The following is a 17,304-nucleotide window of genomic DNA, read 5'->3' on the forward strand; positions in this document are numbered from 1 at the left end:
GACTGATCGAGAGCAATCGATGAACCGCTTTTTATTGAAGACACTCCCGGCGTTGGCCCTCGCCGCCCTGCTGCCCTCCGATGCCCAGGCCTCGCAACCGGGCCAGGTGTTTCGCGACTGCAAGGACTGCCCGGAAATGGTCGTGCTGCCCACCGGCACCTTCCAGATGGGCACCCCGGAAGACGAAGTGGGCCGCGAGCCCGACGAAGGCCCGCTGCACCCGGTGACGTTCGCCAAGCCCGTTGCGATCAGCCGTTTCCAGGTGCTCAAGGGTGAATGGTTCGCCTACCTGCGCGATACCGGCTACGTGATGCCCGACGGCGACAAGCGCCCCGGCCGCGCGTGCCGGGCCGGCGTGCCTGACTACCAGGGCAGCGACCCGCGCAAGCAATACACCGACCGGCACCCGGCGGTGTGCATGAACTTCCAAGAGGCCACTGCCTACGTGGCGTGGCTTTCGAAGAAGACCGGTAAGCCGTACCGATTGGTCAGTGAATCCCTGCGCGAATACGCCGCACGTGGTGGCAGCACCGGCCCGTTCCCCTTCCCGTTCGATGAAGGCAAGGACTACAGCATCGCCCAGCACGCCAATACCTATGGCGCCGCCGACGGCTTCAACTTCACAGCGCCGGCCGGCAGCTTCGCGCCCAACGCCTTTGGCGTGTACGACATGCACGGTAACGTCTACGAATGGACCGCCGATTGTTTCAACGAAAACTACACCGATGCGCCGAGCGACGGCAGCGCCGCGCTGATGGGCAACTGCAAGGTGCGACGCATCCGCGGCAACGACTGGGGCGAAGCGCCGGTGTTTTCCCGTTCGGGCAATCGCAATGCGGTGTTTTCCGATGCCCACGGTGACTGGCTGGGGTTTCGGGTCGCCCGGGATATGTAGCTCAACCTGACCATCTGAAGATCCGCTTTTTGTGGCGAGGGAGCTTGCTCCCGCTGGGCTGCGAAGCGGCCCCTAGATTTTGCGGTCGCTGCGCAACCGAGCGGGAGCAAGCTCCCACGCCACAATAATGTGTGTCAGGAGACTCTGGTTAAATCCCCTTCCCCTCCAATCGTTCCATAGGTGGGCGCGCCCCAACCGGCGTGCCGCTGTTCTCCAGCCCTTGCGGTGAAAGCCCGCGATGGCCTTTGCCTTTTTTTCATCTAGCAGGGAAACCTCATGAGCCAACCAAAACGCGGGGTGATCGCTGAGCTGTTCATTCTGCTCAAACCCTTCCGGCTGATTGTCGCAGGCTCCATTCTCCTGGGCATGCTGGGTGGCTTGAGCATCACGGCCCTGCTGGCAACCATCAACGGGGCCTTGAATGCCGATACGGGGCCCACCCCCCAAGTGTTGGCGACCTTCGCCGGCCTGTGCGTGGCAGCGCTGCTGACCTCGATCCTGTCGGACATCGGCACCAACCACGTCGGCCAGAACATCATCGCCAGCCTGCGCAAATCCCTCGGCCAGAAAGTCCTGCTGGCGCCCATCGAGCAGATCGAGCGGTTCCGCAGTCATCGGCTGATCCCGATCCTGACCCACGACGTCAACATGGTCAGCAACTTCGCGTTTTCCTTCGCACCGCTGGCGATTGCCTTTACCGTCACCCTCGGTTGCCTGGGCTACCTGGCCTACCTGTCGTTGCCGATGTTTGCGCTGCTGTTGGTGGCGCTGGTGATCGGCACGGTCATCCAGTACGTGGCGCGGGCTCGTGGCATTCGCGGGTTCGAAGCCGCCCGCGAAGCCGAAGACGCCCTGCAAAAGCACTACAGCGCAATCGCCGCGGGCGCCAAGGAGCTGCGCATCCACCGCCCGCGCCGCCAGCGCATGTTCAGCCAGCGCATCGAAGCCACCGCCGAGCAGATCTGCGACACCAACATCCGCGCGGTCAATACCTTCGTGGTCGCCAAGACCTTCGGCTCGATGCTTTTTTTCGTGGTCATCGGCTTGGTCCTGGCCCTGCAATCGCTGTGGCTGGGCACCGACAAAGCGGTGCTCAGCGGTTTCGTGCTGGTGTTGCTGTACATGAAGGGGCCGTTGGAATACCTGGTGATGACGTTGCCGGTGATCAGCCGCGCCAACATCGCCTTCAAGCGCATTGCCGAATTGGCCGAGCAGTTTTCCTCGCCGGAACCGCACCTGCTGCTCAACGACAAAAGCGCCCCCAAGCCGACAATTCAGCGGCTCGAATTGCGTGACGTGCATTACGCCTTCCCCGCGGTCGACGGCACCCAGCCCTTCGCCCTTGGACCGGTCAACCTGACCATCGCCCAGGGCGACATTGTGTTTATCGTCGGTGAGAACGGCGGCGGCAAGACCACGCTGATCAAATTGCTGCTGGGCCTTTATGCGCCCCAGGGCGGCGAAATTCTCCTGGATGGCGAGCCGGTATCGGCGGCGCGACGTGACGATTATCGCCAGCTTTTCACCACCATCTTCGCCGACTATTACTTGTTCGATGAACTGGTGCAGGGCGATCAAAACGTACCCGGGGATGCCAACCGCTACCTGGATCGCCTGGAGATCGCCCATAAAGTCAGCATTCGCGACGGCGCTTTCAGCACCACCGATCTTTCCACCGGGCAGCGCAAGCGCCTGGCCCTGCTCAATGCCTGGCTGGAAGAACGTCCCGTGCTGGTCTTCGACGAATGGGCCGCCGACCAGGACCCGGTGTTCCGGCGCGTGTTCTACACCGAACTGCTGCCGGAGCTGAAGGCCCTGGGCAAAACCATCATCGTCATTTCCCACGACGATCGTTACTTCGACATCGCCGATCAACTGGTGCGAATGCAGGCCGGCCGGGTGGTGAGTGAGAAGGTCCCGGCAGCCTTTGCCTGAGCCTGCCCGACGCCAATGCTGTTTTACCGCGAGAACACCATGAACGAACTGCTAGATGATGATCTGTTGGCGCTGTTGCTCGATGAGGTCGCCGATGACAGGCACGCCCTGGCCAGCCGCGGCAGGCTGGATCGCGCGCCCCTGTCTTTCGCCCAGCAACGCTTGTGGCTGGAGCAGCAGCGGGACCCGACCCGTTCGGCCTACAACCTGCCACGGGCCTTGCGCCTGAGCGGCGAACTGAACGCCGATGCCTTGGAAGACGCCCTGAACCGCGTCATTGACCGACACGACATCCTGCGCACCGCGTTCATTGAAATCGACGGCGCCGCCACTCAGGTAATCGAGCGCAGCGCCTGCCTGACCCTGCATCGCGAAGACCTTGCCGGGCTCGACCAGCCGGCACTTTCGCAGCGCATCGAGCAACACGCCCGGCAACCGTTCGATCTCACCCAGGCGCCGCTGATACGGGCCACGTTGCTGAGATTGAGCCGTACCGAACATGTGCTGCTGCTCAACATGCATCACATCGTTTCCGATGCGTGGTCCAATACCATCCTCATGCAGGACATGACCCAGGCGTACCGCCGGGCGGTGCTGGGTGATTCGTCTGCGCTGCCACCGTTACCGATGCAATACGCCGATTACGCGATCCACCAGCGCGGCGACTATCTGCAAAGCGCTGCCCGCCTGCGCAGTGGCGAATACTGGAGCGAGTACCTGGGCCGCGACTTGCCCACCCTGGAGTTGCCCCAGGACTTTCCACGCAACACAAGCCAACAACACAGGGCCGGTCGCGTGCACGTATCGCTGGCGCCGTCGTTGGCGCGAGCGCTGGACGCTTTTTGCCAACGCCAGGGGCTCACGCCGTTCGTGGTGGCGCTGGGTGCGTGGCAATTGCTGCTGGCCCGCTACAGCCGCCAGGACGATTTTGCCGTCGGTGTCCCCAACGCCAATCGCAACAGCCATGAAAGCCAGGCGTTGGTGGGATTTTTCGTCAGCAGCCAGGTGTACCGGGCGCGGATCGACTCGAGCCGCAGCGCATTGGATTACCTACGAGCGCTGCGCGGCCAATCCCTCGCCGCGCTGGAGCATGCCGATTACCCGCTGGAACTGATCCAGGATCAATTGGGCGCCAACCCGTTGTTCAAGGTCCTGTTCAACTGGCGCACCGGGTCACGGACGGCATCGCTGCCAAGCCTGGATCTACTGACGCTGGAGTTCCTCGACACCGGTGAAGGCCAGGCCAAGTTCGATGTGTCACTGGATGTCGACTATTCACAGCAGCAGATACTCGCGACGTTCGAGTACAGCCGTGACCTGTACCGCGCGGACACCATCGAGCGCATGGCCGAGCATTGGCAGAATCTATTGCGGGGGCTGATCGAGACGCCCGAACGCGCCCTCGGCGAATTGCAATTATTGAGCGCCGAAGAACGGCGGCTGACCCTGGACGACTGGAACCGCCAACCCACCCGGCTGCATAGCGAAGAATGCCTGCATCGCATGATCGAAACCCATGCCGCCAACACAGGTGAGGCGATAGCGCTAACGTTCGACGGGCAGCACATGAGCTATGCCGAGCTTAACCGCCACGCTAACCGATTGGCCCATCGATTGATCGAGCAAGGCGTCGGCCCCGATGTGCTGGTGGGCATCGCCGTCGAGCGGACACCGCAAATGATCATCGGCCTGCTGGCGATTCTCAAGGCCGGTGGCGCCTACGTGCCGCTGGACCCGGCCTACCCGGCCGACCGACTGGCCTACATGATCCAGGACAGCGGCGTCGGGCAGATCCTGACTCAGGCCCATCTGCTTGAATCGCTGGCGTTGCCGGCCGACATCGACTGCCTGCTGCTGAACACGAGCGATGCCGACAACGCCTGGCCTGAGCACAATCCCGATGTGCCAATGGATCCGCACAACCTGGCGTATGTGATCTACACCTCCGGTTCGACCGGCAAGCCCAAAGGCGCGCTGCTCGCGCACCACAACGTCAACCGCCTGTTCCAGGCCACTGAACAGTGGTTCGGTTTCGACCACCGGGACGTGTGGTGCCTGTTTCATTCCTATGCCTTCGATTTTTCCGTGTGGGAGATTTTTGGCGCGCTGCTGCACGGGGGGCGGCTGGTCATCGTGTCCCACGCCGTGAGCCGGTCGCCCGAGGATTTCTACGCCCTGCTCTGCCAGGAAAAAGTCACGGTGCTCAACCAGACGCCTTCGGCGTTCAAGTCGTTGCTGCGAGTTGCATGTGAGCCTGGACAGCCCCTCAGCCACCGGTTGCGGCAGGTGATTTTCGGCGGCGAAGCAGTTGATGTGCACAGTCTGCGCCCTTGGTTCGAACGTTTCGGCGATCAGGCGCCACAATTGATCAACATGTATGGCATCACCGAAACCACCGTCCATGTCACCTGGCGACCACTGTCGATGGCGGACTTGCACGGCGAGGCCGCGAGCCCCATCGGCGAGCCCATCGTCGACCTGTCCTGGTATCTGCTCGATGCGCACCTGAACCCGGTGCCCAAGGGGTGCAGCGGTGAGCTGTATATTGGTCGCGCCGGCCTGGCCCGTGGTTATCACCAGCGTGCCGACCTCACCGCCAGCCGTTTCATTCCCGACCCGTTCGACCCATCGCCAGGTGGACGCCTGTACCGCACCGGGGACCTGGCCCGCTACCTCAGCGACGGCAGCATTGAATACATCGGGCGCCTGGATCACCAGGTCAAGATCCGCGGCTTCCGCATTGAACTGGGCGAGATCCAGGCGCGCCTGCAAGTATTGCCGGGCGTGCGCGAGGGCGTGGTGCTGACCCACGACGGCCCGGGCGGCCTGCAACTGGTCGCCTACGTCATCCCGACACAACCGGCCACGGCCGAACTGCGGGATAACCTGCTGATCGCGCTCAAGGCGCATCTGCCGGATTACATGGTGCCAAGCCATCTGTTGTTCATCGATCACCTGCCGCTCAACGCCAACGGCAAGCTCGACCGCAAGGCCTTGCCCGACCCCGAGGCCACGCTTCGGCATTCGAACCACGTCGCGCCCCGCACGCAGTTGGAGCAGGCGTTGGCGCAACTCTGGCAGCAGTCCCTCAAAGCCGAGCGCGTGGGTATCAGCGACAGTTTCTTTGAACTGGGCGGGCATTCGATCCTGGCGATCGAGCTGATCGCCAAGCTCAAGGCGAACCTGAACATCACCGTGCGTCTGCAAGAGTTGCTGGCCAACCCGACCATCGCCGAGTTGGCACTGTTCATTTCACAGAAACACCGTGAACAGACGCAATGCCTCGTTGCCCTGAATAACGCGCCCGCCAGCGCACCGCAGCTGTTTTGCCTGCACCCCAGCGGCGGCATCGTGTTCTGCTACCAACCGCTGGCACGCAAGCTGCAAAACCGGGCGCGCACTGTCGGCATCATGCACCGCGGCTTCAGCGAACCCCATGCGGGCCCCGAGGCCTGGCAGGAGATGATTGTCGACTACGGCAAGGAAATCGTCAGGGCCCAACCTGAAGGTCCGTATTACTTGATGGGCTGGTCCCTCGGCGGGGCGATCGCGTTCGACATCGCGGCGATGCTGGAAAGCCAGGGGCACACGGTTGATTTCCTCGGGTTGGTGGACAGCACGATTCCAGAACACCTGTATCCCTCAGGGCTGCCGCACCATCGGCATCTGGCGGGTAACGAAAAAGACGATGCGGCCTCCCAGGATCTACTTGAAGCAATTGAATACTTCGACTTGCTGTTTCCTTCGCTGACGGAGCGCACGGCGGCTTATCGACGGGAGCGACCGGACAGTTCGGTCAAGGCGTTCCATGAGTGGGCAGCCGGACAGATCGAGCCTGAGCGAGGCGACCTGTTGTCGATCGTGCAGAGCGTCAAGGAAGAGGTCATGAATGCCCAGGCGTTCTCGGTGCATGATCGGTTGCTGGAGGCATTTGCGGGATTCACTTTCAAGCCTGTGAGGGTTCGACCGAGCTGCTGGTGGACACAGGCGGAGAAAACCCCGCAAGAGCTGGCTTTTTGCGAGGCACTGGTTCGAGAGCATAGCTTGACGGGGGCGTTGCGGTGTTCGGTGCATTCTCCGCTGGGTCATCGCAGCATGATTTTTGATGAGGGGTTGCTTGGGGAGCTGGTCGAGGTTTTTCTGGCCAGTACGGTAGAGAAGCTTTCTTGAGCAAAAAATGACCCTGTGGCGAGGGAGCTTGCTCCCGCTCGGCTGCGCAGCAGACGCCGCTTTTCAGTTCAGGAACTCTGGGGTCGCTTCGCGGCCCAGCGGGAGCAAGCTCCCTCGCCACGGGGGGCTGCGGTGCTGCGGCTAGCGTGGAGGCTGGGGCAGCTCGATGTCATCCAGTGCCCGATTGGCCAGTAGCGTTCCTAGCTCGATCAATTGCTGGAGCCCCAACGCTACATGCCGCCGCGAGCCTTCCAGGTCGAAGGCCAGGTCGTTGGCCATGGCATTAGCGCAAGCCAGGGTCTCGCTGAGGGTGGTCAGTATGGATTCGGTGTTGAGCCCCTTGACCACGGTAAAGATCTGGCCGTCCTGGGTGTCGGGCTTGACGGCGGCATCTGGAGACAAATGCATATCCAATGCCCGGTCGGCTGCCTCCCGTTGCTCTGCTGAGTCAAAGCAGGTGTATGCGGATAGGTTTTCAGCTTTCTTGGGGGGATTGGGGGTGATTTTGACCATGACGTGCAACTCCATTCAGAAGTGGAGTTCACCATTTCTGCGACCAAGCAGAGGGTGGCGAACTGTACGCAGGTTGGTCGACCAGGGAATGGAACCCGGCAGGGCCGAAGCCCTCCCACGCACAGTCAGCCATAAGGCAGACAGCCGCTCGCGCGGCTGAAAGTGCGCCATTCTAACCCCGGGCGACCAAACCCGGTCGCTGATTTTGCAGCGACGGACAAAGCCTATCCCCATCGCTTCCGAACCACCAACCGACACGACTCGTCAGAAATGTCCGGCTCGCCACATTTTTTGTAGGACACAGGTTCCTGTGGCGAGGGAGCTTGCTCCCGCTCGGCTGCGCAGCAGACGCCGTTTTTCAGTTCAGGAACTCTGGGATCGCTTCGCGGCCCAGCGGGAGCAAGCTCCCTTGCCACGGGGTTTGCGTTTTCAGCGAAATTAATCCCATAAAAAAACCGACCCGCGTAAGTGGGTCGGTTTTTTTTCTTTGCAGGCAATCAGAACTGCGGCGTGTACTTCACTGTGAACATCAGATTACGCGGATCGCCAAAGTTGTTGTTGCCATTGAGTTGGTTGTAAGCCGGCGTTATGTAGGTCTTGTCGAACAGGTTGTTGGCATTGACCGCCAGATCGATCTCAGACGTCAACTTGTAGCCGACACGGGCGTTCCATACGGTATAACCCGGTACGTCATGGTTCAGATCGTAGACCTGCGTATGGCTTTGGGTGGTGAAGCCCAGGCCGGCGCTCGCACGGTTCCAGTCGCCGGTGAACTGGTAGTTGCCCCACACGCGCAGCATGTGTTTCGGCGTCCAGGTACTGAAGATACTGCCTTCGTTGATCGGATCTTCCAGGTACTTCGTCGTGTTATAGGTGTAGCCCGCGAACAACTGCAAGTTGTCTACCACTTCACCGCTGATTTCTGCCTCGATGCCTTGGCTGCGCACTTTCCCGGAGGCAGAAGAGCAGTTCACCCCAGTGCAGCTAGGGATGTTGACGGCGCGGTTTTCGTGGTCGTAGCGGAACACAGCCAAGGAGGTATTGACCCGTCCATCCATCAACTCGCCTTTGAGGCCGACTTCGTAGTTTTTGCCAACAATGGGCTTGAGTACCGAACCACTGGGATCGACGTTGGTCTGCGGTTGGAACACGTCGGTATAGCTGGCGTAAACCGCCCACTCACGGCTCAGGTCATAGACGACACCGGCATAGGGCGTGACCACGCCGGTTTCGGTTGAGTAGCTTGGCGTGTTGCGTGTAATTCCGGCTGCGAGTTCATTTTTCGACTTGTAGCTGAAGTCGTACCAGCTGACCCGGGAACCCAGGATCAGTGTCAGGTCATCCACCGGCTTGACGCGCCAGGTGCCGTATATGCCTTTCTGGCGCACGTCGTACTTGCTGAGGACGCCCATGCCACCCGCAGCGATCAAACTGTCGTAGCTGATGTCCGGGCGGTCATTGTCAAGGTCGAAGATCGAGTCGCTGGTGCTGTTGAAGGTACGGGCATATTTATCATCCGTCTCCAATTGCGAGAAGTTGCCACCCAGCATGACCTCCTGTTCCATCGACAAGGCTTCGAACTTGCCGGTCAGGTTCATGTCGAGACCGGCCTTGGTAGACTGGAAGTCGGTCAGGAAGTCGGCATATTGCACGCCACTGCCATCGGGCAAGAGACCACCGCCTCTTTGGACGCGCTGGTTCTTCGCCTGGTTGTCCTCAGTCATGTACACGCCCCCCACCTTGAACGCCCAATCCTCATTGAAGCGATGCTCCAGATCGGCATAGTAGGTGGTGACATCGATTTCCGACCGGTTCCAGCGCGCGCCGGTGTAGGTGGAGCGCGACACGTCCGGCATCGAGCCATCGGCGTAGCGCGGCAAACCACGGATGTTGCCGCGCGATTCGCCATTGGATTGGCTGACCGCCAAGCCCAGGGTGGTGTCTTCGCTCAAGTCGATGTCCAACGAGCCGTACAGCGAGTGGGTTTTGGTCCACGCGTGGTCGATGAATGAGTTGCTCTGGTCTTCGTCGGCAACTATACGGCCGCGGATGTTGCCAGCGTCGTTCAGCGGACCGCCAGCGTCCAGCTGCAAGCCGTAGTGGTCCCAGGAACCGGCCTTGCCCCTCAGGGTCACGGTCGGTGTGCTCTGGCCACGCTTGCGCACCAGGTTGACAGCGCCGCCGGGGCTGCCGGTGCCTTGCAGCAAGCCGGACGCGCCACGAAGGATCTCCAGGCGGTCGTAGAAAATCAGGTCCTGGGTCGCCCAGTTGCCCAGCGAGTAGGTATTACGCGGGATCGGCACACCGTCGTACTGCCAATCGTCGATCTGGAAACCGCGCGACGACAGGATCATCCCCTGCCCCACGCCCTGCAGGCCAACGATGCCGGTGGTCTGGTTGACAGCGTCCTTGAGGTTGACCAGGTTCTGGTCATCCATCTGCTTGCGCGTCATCACGGTGACCGACTGGGGAATTTCCTTGAGGGTGTGGGTGCCCTTGCCGATCGTCACGGCGTTGCTGGTGTACGAGTTGCTGCCTTCGGTCGTTGCAGCCAACTGTTCGGCGTTGATGGTCGTTGCGCCCAGTTCCAGGCCCGCGGGGGAGCCCTTCACCAATATCAGGGTGTTGCCCTCGAGGCTGTAGCGCACGCCGGTGCCCTTGAGCAATTCGGTGATGGCCGCCTGCGGACTCATCTTGCCGCTGACGCGGTTGCTTTTCAGGCCGGCCAACTCGTCGACGTTGTAGATCATTTGTTGGTTGGTTTGCTGGCCGAACGCTTGCAGCGCCTGCGGCAGCGGTTGCGCTGGGATGTTGACACTGACGTCTTCGGCCATCACCTGGGTGCTCAACGGCAACACACAGACCAGACCCAAGCCCGTCAACACCCGCCGCGAACGCAGGCCGCGGGACATGACAAGTGCCTTGAACAGCGGTTTCAACTCATGAATTGCCGACATCTTGCTCTCTTATTGATAGAAGTGAAAAGTCCATGGGGCCGAAGGGCCTGCCGTTCGCCAGCGCGGATTACCTGCTGACCGACCCCTCCCCGGGCACGGTCATCCGGCTGAACGACAGCGACATGTTTTCTGGACACAACCGGCGCCTGGGCTGCCTTGCCCGAGCCGATTCGCCCGCATTCCTTAGTAAGACGAAGCACCTGGGAAAAACCGGAATGAGTTTATTTATCATTTGCACGAAAGTTACAAAAAAGGCCGACGCGTGCTGGCGTCGGCCTCTTGTTGGTTGAGCATCGTTCCCAGGCTTTCGCGTGGGAACGCCGCCAGGGACCCTCTGCACTGCGTTTCTCTCAGATCAACGACCCTGCGCCGCTTTGGCCGCCTGCTGTTGCCGAGCCTGTTCGGTCAGTCGAGCCTTTTCTTCGGGACTCATCGCCTCCAAGCGCAGGCGGGCCTGGGCGATTTTCTCCAGTTGTCCCGGGCTGTTCTCCTCCGCCCGCAAGGCCGTCGCCAGCGACGCCACGGTCGGATGATCGAAGACCAGTCCCGGATGGATGTCGCACTGCAACAGCTTGCGAATGCCGGCCACCAACTTGATCACCAGCAGCGAGTGACCGCCGGCCGCGAAGAAGTCGCGATCGATGCCCAACCGTTCGAGCCCAAGCAATTGGGCCATGCGCGCAGCGAGCAATTGTTCGAGTCCATCACGGGGTGCGACGCCCTCTTCATCGCTCGTCGCGACGGCCAAGTGCTGCAACGCCTGACGATCGATCTTACCGTTGGCCAGCCGTGGAAAGCGTTCGATCAGGTGCCAATGCTGCGGCACCATCACGCCGGGCAAGCGTGCGCTCAGCTCGGCGCGCACGGTGTCCAGCACGTCCGTAGGCAAGCCTTGCGCTGCCACGATAAATGCCAGCAAACCTTGCTCGGCCGAGGTGGCTGGCACCACCAGCGCCTCGGTTACTTGTGGCAGGCGCAGCAGCTGGGCTTCGATTTCCGCCAGTTCGATACGGAAGCCCCGCACCTTGACCTGCTGATCGCGCCGCCCCTGCAGTTGAATGCCGCCGTCCGGGCGATAACGCGCCAGGTCACCCGTGCGGTAGAGGCGCTGCGCCGGATCGAACGGGCTCTGGATGAACGTCTGTCCATCGGCCCCGGCGTTCAAATAACCCCGGCACAGTTGCGCCCCGCCCAAGTACAACTCACCCGGCACGCCCACCGGTGCCAGGCGTAAATCAGCATCCAGGATATAAACCTGATTGTTGCCCAGCACCTGGGTCAGCGCCGAACAATCCTCAGCGGCACCCTCCAGCGACACCGGATGGATCATCACCCCGACCGTGGCTTCCGTCGGCCCGTAGTGGTTGAACACCCGGCAATCGCTACGCAACCGAGCGATGCGCTCGATCAATGTCGGCGCAATCGGCTCACCGCCGAGCACCAGGGTACGCGGCAATGTCGCCTGCTCGCTGTCGAGCAATGCCGCGAGGTGCGATGGCACGATTTTCAGGCAATCGATCTGTTGCCGCCGCATGAACGTGGCAAACAACGCGCCGTCCTGCATCTGCTCGTCACTGGCAACGTGCAGCGTCGCGCCATTGAACAGCGCGCCAAACAGCGCCGTGTTGCCCAGGTCCGCCGCCACGGTGGAGCTGAAGGCGACATGTGTGCACTGATCCAGCGCCAACGCCTGGCTGGCCTGGGCGGTGTAGTTGAGCAATTGCCGATGCTCGATCACCACGCCTTTGGGCACACCGGTGGAGCCGGACGTAAACAACACATAGGCGGTGTCGTGGCCCTTGGTCGCCAGCGCCGGCAAGGGCTCGCTCGACGGACTCAGCCCGGCCAACGTCAGCACGTTACATGGCGGGTCCTGCCACGCCGGCAGGTGCGCCGCATCGGTGACCACCACTGCGGCGCCCGCCTGCTCCAACATCAACGCCTGACGGGCCTGGGGCCATTGGATATCCAGCGGCAGATAGGCCGCACCGATGCGCCATGCCGCCAGCATCGCGATCACCAGATCCGCCGAGCGCGGCAAGGCCAGGGCGACGATCGAGCCCTTACTCAGGCCTTGCTCTTGGAGGCCGAGGGCCACGCGTTCGACCTGCTCATTCAACTGGCCGTAGCTCAAGGACTGATGGGCGTCGGTCAGCGCGATGGCGTCCGGCGTCCGTAGCGCCAGGTCCGCGATGCGTTGCGGCAGATAGCGGTTGTCGCCCAATACTTGCATCGGCGGGTTGATCGCGCGCAAGCGCTGCTCCTCGTTGTGGCCCAGCAGGTTGAGCTGCGCCAGCGGCGTTTGCGCATCCGCCAGGATAGAGGCCAGCAGCACGTCGTATTGTTCCAACACGGTGCTGGCGGTGGCTTTCGAATAACGAGCGTCGGCGTATTGCAGGTCGATCGCGGCAAGCTGCTGGGCATCCTCCAATCGAACCTGCAGCAGTAGCTCAAGCGGATCGGTCCGGACAGGCAAAGACTCCTTCCACTTCAAACCGGCGTCGCTGTGGACGAAACTTGCTCGACCGATCGCGAAACCATAGGCCGGATACGCCGCGTAAGGTGCCAGTTCCGGCACCCAATATTCCTGCCAGGTGCGATGCGCCTCAAGGCCCGCCGCCAACTGCATCAGCCACTCACTGAACGGCGCGTTGGGGGGCAACGGCACGCAAAGCGGCAGGGTCTTCTCGAACACGCCAATGGCGCTGGCGAAGTAGTCATAATCGCTGCGGCTGTCGTGACGCACGCCCACCAGTGCCTGATCGGAACCGCTCAGGCGTCCCAGCAGCACCCACCATGCGCCCTGTAATAACGTCTCCAATGGTTGCCCGAGCTCATCGGCCAAGCGCTGCAAAGCATCGCGCCGGACCGGTTCCAGCTCCAATGAAACACGGGCATCGGCGGTCCCGCTGCCGGCGCGGCGTGCCGCCAGCCATGGCGTGTCGATCTGCGCCTGCAAACCTTGCAGATGTTGCTGCCAATAGGTTCGCGCGGTGGCGGCATCTTCATCCAGGACCACTTCGCTGCGCCATTCCAGGTACTGGGCGAACTCTCCCGGCGCTTCGTCTTCCGAGCACTGGCCCGCATACGCTTGCCCTACCTGTCCAAGCAGCAAATTCATCGATGGCGCATCGGCACTGTAGCGGGCGATGCCCAGCAGCAGTTGCCATTGCCGTGGCGCCAAACGATAAAGCACCGCCTGGACGCCAGCCGATTCGCCGACCACGAACGCCCGGCCGAGGGTTTCGTCGACCTGTGCCTGGACCTCTGCAACGGGCTGTTCGCTTGCGTTTATCGTCAGCGGGAAGCGCCCGGCCTGGGCAACCTGACGCAAGCCGTGGAAACCTGCGACCTTGACCAACCGCGCCAGCAGCATCGGCTGCTGCGTCGCCAGCCTGTCGAAAGCGCCCTGCAATCGCTGCGGGTCAAGGTCGCCGTCGATAGCCACGCTTACCCAACGCAAGGCCTCGCCAGTGGTCACCGTGCCCGACAATTGCTCAAGGACCCGTTGCTGCTCGGGCGCCAGGGCGAAACCCGCGTCCTGCGCGTCCATCATCACCTCGTTCATGCTCCGGTTTCCTCGGTACTGAATACGCCCCGGGCGGATTGCCCGACGGTCGCGGGCCGTTGCAGGCTGGCGTGGTCGTACATATCACCCATGGCGACCACGATCTTGCGTGGCCCTTCGAACGGGTCGCGGGCATGGGCCACCAGCATGTTGTCCAGCAGGATCACATCGCCGTTGCGCCAGTCGAAACGCACCGCGCAGGCTTCGTACAACTCACCGATACGCGCCATCACCTCGTCTTCGATCGGTGTGCCGTCGCCGTAGTAGACATGCCGGGGCATGCGGTCCAGGCCGTACATCGACAACAGGTCCTGGCGCACGTCCGGCTCCAGCCAATGGATGTGATGCAACTGCACTTGGTTGAAGAAAGATTTTTCCCTGGTGATCGGGTGCGTGATGATTGCCGGCCCTGGCGTACGGGTTTGCAATTCATCGTTATCGAGCCAACGCCACTGGATGCCGCCGGCCCGGCAACGGGCCTCCACTTCGCGGCGATCCTCGGTCTTGAAGAAGTGCTGCCACGACACGTCGAGTTTGTCGGTGAAGGTGCGTACGTAGAGCAGCCCCTTGTCCTCGAATTTTTCGCGAAGGTCCGCTGGCAGTTTTTCGTACATCAGGCGGCAGTCCACCACCGGGGTCGCGCCGCCCACGGGCGCCGCTTGCTCGCAATAGAACATCTGCTTGCGCGGCCAGCGATCCTGGTGGGAGCTCTCGTTGTGGAACAGGATCATCTTGCGTTCCGGGTATGGCGTGGAACGATAGGTGTTCTTGCCGCCTTCCTTTTTCGGCAAATCGCCGTACTGGCCGTACAACCCCGGTTGAATCGCTTCGGCGAACGCTTCGAAACCCTGGATGCCGTCCAGCTCGAAACCACGGAAGAGGATGCCAGCGTGTTCGGCCAGCTTCTGCTCGATCAATGGCCGGTTTTGCCAGATCCACTCGATAACGTCGAGGTGCGGGTCGCCGGGCTCCAGCATCAATGGGAACCGCTGTGGCGCCGCCACCAGGGATTCACGCACCAGCGCCGGACGCGGCCGCGCGGCCGGCGTCGCCGATCGCTTGAGGAACTTGCCCAGTTTGTCGGCCTTGGGCCCCGGGACGTTGGCAGGCGTGGCGGCTGTCGCCACGTTGTCGACTGGCATGCTGATAGCTCCCAATTGAATATCCTGATCAGCGACGATCTGTTCCAACAGGGTCGTCCAGGCCCCGATCAGGTACTGGACGCGCCCATGTCCGAACAAGCGTGTGGCGAACTGCCAATTACCGCGCAATTGCCCTTCTTCTTCGTCAACGAACAATGCCATGTCGAATTTAGAATGGTTCTGCAGCGCTGGCAGGAACTCCACACTCAAGCCCGCCATGGAGCGCGTGCGCACCGGCACGTTGTTCATCACGAACAGCACCTGGAGCAACGGGTTCATGCCTTTGTGACGAGGCACGCCCGAAGCATCGACGATCTGGTCGAACGGCAAGTCCTGATGCTCCAGCGCGCCGAGCAAGTCGTCCTGGGTCTGGGCCAGGAACCGCGTGAACGTCATGCCCGCATCGAAGCGCGAGCGCAGCGGCAATACGTTGACGAAGAAGCCGATCAAGCGCTCCAGCTCCGGTTGCTCGCGCCCCGCCACGTCAGCGCCCACCACCAGATCCTGCGCGGCGCAGAGGCGATGCAACAACACTTGGAACGAGGCCAGCAGCGTGCTGTACAGCGTGACGCCGGCTTCGCTCGATAACCGCCGCAATGCCGCGCTGAGTCCGGCAGACAGTTCGAACTGCAACGCATCGCCCTCATACGACGAGGTCTGCCCACGAGGGTTGTCCAGCGGCAGGTCGAGACGCCCGTTGTAGCCATCGAGCCGTTGCTTCCAATAGTCGGCCTGGCGCGCCAGAACGCCTTGCTCTTCCAACGCCTGTTGCCAGAGGGCGAAGTCATGGTATTGGACCTCCAGCGGCGCCAGCGGCATCGGTTCATGGCGCGAAGCGGCTTCGTAGATCTGCACCACTTCGTTGATCAACAGCCCCATCGACCAGCCATCGGAAATGATGTGGTGCATGGCGTACAACAACACGTGTTCGGTGGGGTTCAGGCGCAGGATTCGCCCACGCAGCAGCGGCGCCTGCTCCAAGTCGATCGGCGTGCGAGCATTGTCCAGCGTCGCCTGGGCCACCTGTTCCAGCTGGGCACCGGGCGATAGATCGCAGAGATCGACCAGCGGGAAATCCAACCGGACTTCGTCGGCAATCAGCGCCAGCGGATCGCCTTCGTCGTCCTGGACGTACGCGGTGCGCAGTACGGCGTGACGGCGCGTCACTTCGGCAAAACTGCTCATCAGGCGTTCGACCGATAATTCGCCGCACAAGCGCAGGGCCATGGGCATGCCATACGCCGAAGTGCCACCGGACAGCTGCTCGGCGATCCACAACCGCCGTTGCACCAGCGACAGCGGAGCCGATTGCCTTGGCCCGTGGGCCTTGAGCCGGACCTTGCTGGAGTCGCCGGCGCGCACGCTTGCATCGCCGGTCCCGCTCATCAGCGCCGCCAATGCGCTGAGGCGTGGATGATCGAACAGATCACGCAAGCTCAGCGGATAGGCCGTGAGTTTGCGCAGCCGAGAGATGGCCTGGGTCGCCAGCAATGAGTGACCGCCGCGCTCGAAGAAATGATCGTTGCGACCGACTTGGTCCACCTCCAGGACTTCGCGCCAGACGTCGGCGATCTGTTGCTCCAGTTCGCTTGCGGGTGGCGCGTAACCGTTTTGCGTCGCCCCGGTTTCCACACCCGGCAACGCCTTGCGGTCAAGCTTGCCGTTGGGGGTCAGCGGCAGGTGATCGAGGAACAGCCAGTGCGCCGGGATCATGTAGTCGGGCAGATGCTCCTTGAGGCGGGCTTTGAGTGGATCGCGCAGGGTGTCGGCATCCGCCGAAGCCACCACATAGGCCACCAACTGCTGCCCGCCCGGCCCTTCCTGGGCCAGCACCGCCACCTCCTTGACCTCGGGCTGTTGCAGCAGTCGCGCCTCGATTTCCCCCAGCTCGATACGGAAGCCGCGGATCTTCACCTGATGGTCGATGCGGCCCTGGTATTCGAGCGCGCCGTCGTCGCGATAACGGCACAGGTCGCCGGTGCGGTACAGGCGTTCGCCGGTGGTGGAGAACGGGTTGGGCACGTATTTTTCGGCGGTCATCGCCGCGCGGCCAAGGTAACCCCGGGTGATGCCCGCGCCGCTCAGGTACAGCTCAGCCGACACGCCCTGGGGGACCGGTTGCAG

The 17,304-nt window shown here is 62.1% G+C and carries 7 protein-coding genes; 3 read left to right on the forward strand and 4 right to left on the reverse strand.

Going from position 1 to position 17,304, the window contains the following annotated elements:
• The first annotated feature begins 19 nt into the window (after positions 1-19).
• From pvdO to ACLK1G_RS25195, 3 genes are all read left to right on the forward strand, one after another.
• Positions 20-895, forward strand: a complete 876-nt coding sequence (pvdO, locus tag ACLK1G_RS25185) for a dihydropyoverdine dehydrogenase (protein WP_420767846.1) — start codon at positions 20-22, stop codon at positions 893-895.
• 276 nt (positions 896-1,171) lie between these two features.
• On the forward strand, positions 1,172-2,830 hold the full coding sequence (locus ACLK1G_RS25190; protein ID WP_420767847.1) for a cyclic peptide export ABC transporter: 1,659 nt from the start codon (positions 1,172-1,174) through the stop codon (positions 2,828-2,830).
• A gap of 39 nt (positions 2,831-2,869) precedes the next feature.
• Entirely contained in the window at positions 2,870-7,000 is a 4,131-nt protein-coding gene (locus ACLK1G_RS25195) for an amino acid adenylation domain-containing protein (RefSeq protein ID WP_420767848.1), read from the forward strand.
• A gap of 141 nt (positions 7,001-7,141) precedes the next feature.
• Here the strand turns inward: ACLK1G_RS25195 and ACLK1G_RS25200 are convergent, their stop codons facing one another.
• The 4 genes from ACLK1G_RS25200 to ACLK1G_RS25215 form a co-directional block, all read right to left on the reverse strand.
• Positions 7,142-7,513 (reverse strand): DUF6124 family protein, encoded by a 372-nt coding sequence (locus tag ACLK1G_RS25200; protein ID WP_420767849.1) that lies wholly within the window; start codon positions 7,511-7,513, stop codon positions 7,142-7,144.
• A gap of 497 nt (positions 7,514-8,010) precedes the next feature.
• Positions 8,011-10,470: a TonB-dependent siderophore receptor gene (locus ACLK1G_RS25205; RefSeq protein ID WP_420767850.1), complete on the reverse strand. Its 2,460-nt coding sequence runs from the start codon at positions 10,468-10,470 to the stop codon at positions 8,011-8,013.
• 355 nt (positions 10,471-10,825) lie between these two features.
• Positions 10,826-14,038, reverse strand: coding sequence for a non-ribosomal peptide synthetase (locus ACLK1G_RS25210; RefSeq protein WP_420767851.1), 3,213 nt, complete (start codon positions 14,036-14,038; stop codon positions 10,826-10,828).
• Positions 14,035-17,304, reverse strand: a 3,270-nt coding sequence (locus ACLK1G_RS25215) for a condensation domain-containing protein (RefSeq protein WP_420767852.1), incomplete at its 5' end; no start/stop codon positions are given. The genes ACLK1G_RS25210 and ACLK1G_RS25215, both read right to left, overlap by 4 nt.

The organism is Pseudomonas algeriensis, from assembly GCF_048847255.1.
In the GTDB taxonomy this organism is placed as follows: Bacteria; Pseudomonadota; Gammaproteobacteria; order Pseudomonadales; family Pseudomonadaceae; genus Aquipseudomonas.

Excerpts from the sequence above, each read along its gene's own strand:
- pvdO (WP_420767846.1), top strand. The coding sequence starts at position 20 with ATGAACCGCTTTTTATTGAAGACACTCCCGGCGTTGGCCCTCGCCGCC.
- ACLK1G_RS25190 (WP_420767847.1), top strand. The coding sequence starts at position 1,172 with ATGAGCCAACCAAAACGCGGGGTGATCGCTGAGCTGTTCATTCTGCTC.
- ACLK1G_RS25195 (WP_420767848.1), top strand. The coding sequence starts at position 2,870 with ATGAACGAACTGCTAGATGATGATCTGTTGGCGCTGTTGCTCGATGAG.
- ACLK1G_RS25200 (WP_420767849.1), bottom strand. The coding sequence starts at position 7,513 with ATGGTCAAAATCACCCCCAATCCCCCCAAGAAAGCTGAAAACCTATCC.
- ACLK1G_RS25205 (WP_420767850.1), bottom strand. The coding sequence starts at position 10,470 with ATGTCGGCAATTCATGAGTTGAAACCGCTGTTCAAGGCACTTGTCATG.
- ACLK1G_RS25210 (WP_420767851.1), bottom strand. The coding sequence starts at position 14,038 with ATGAACGAGGTGATGATGGACGCGCAGGACGCGGGTTTCGCCCTGGCG.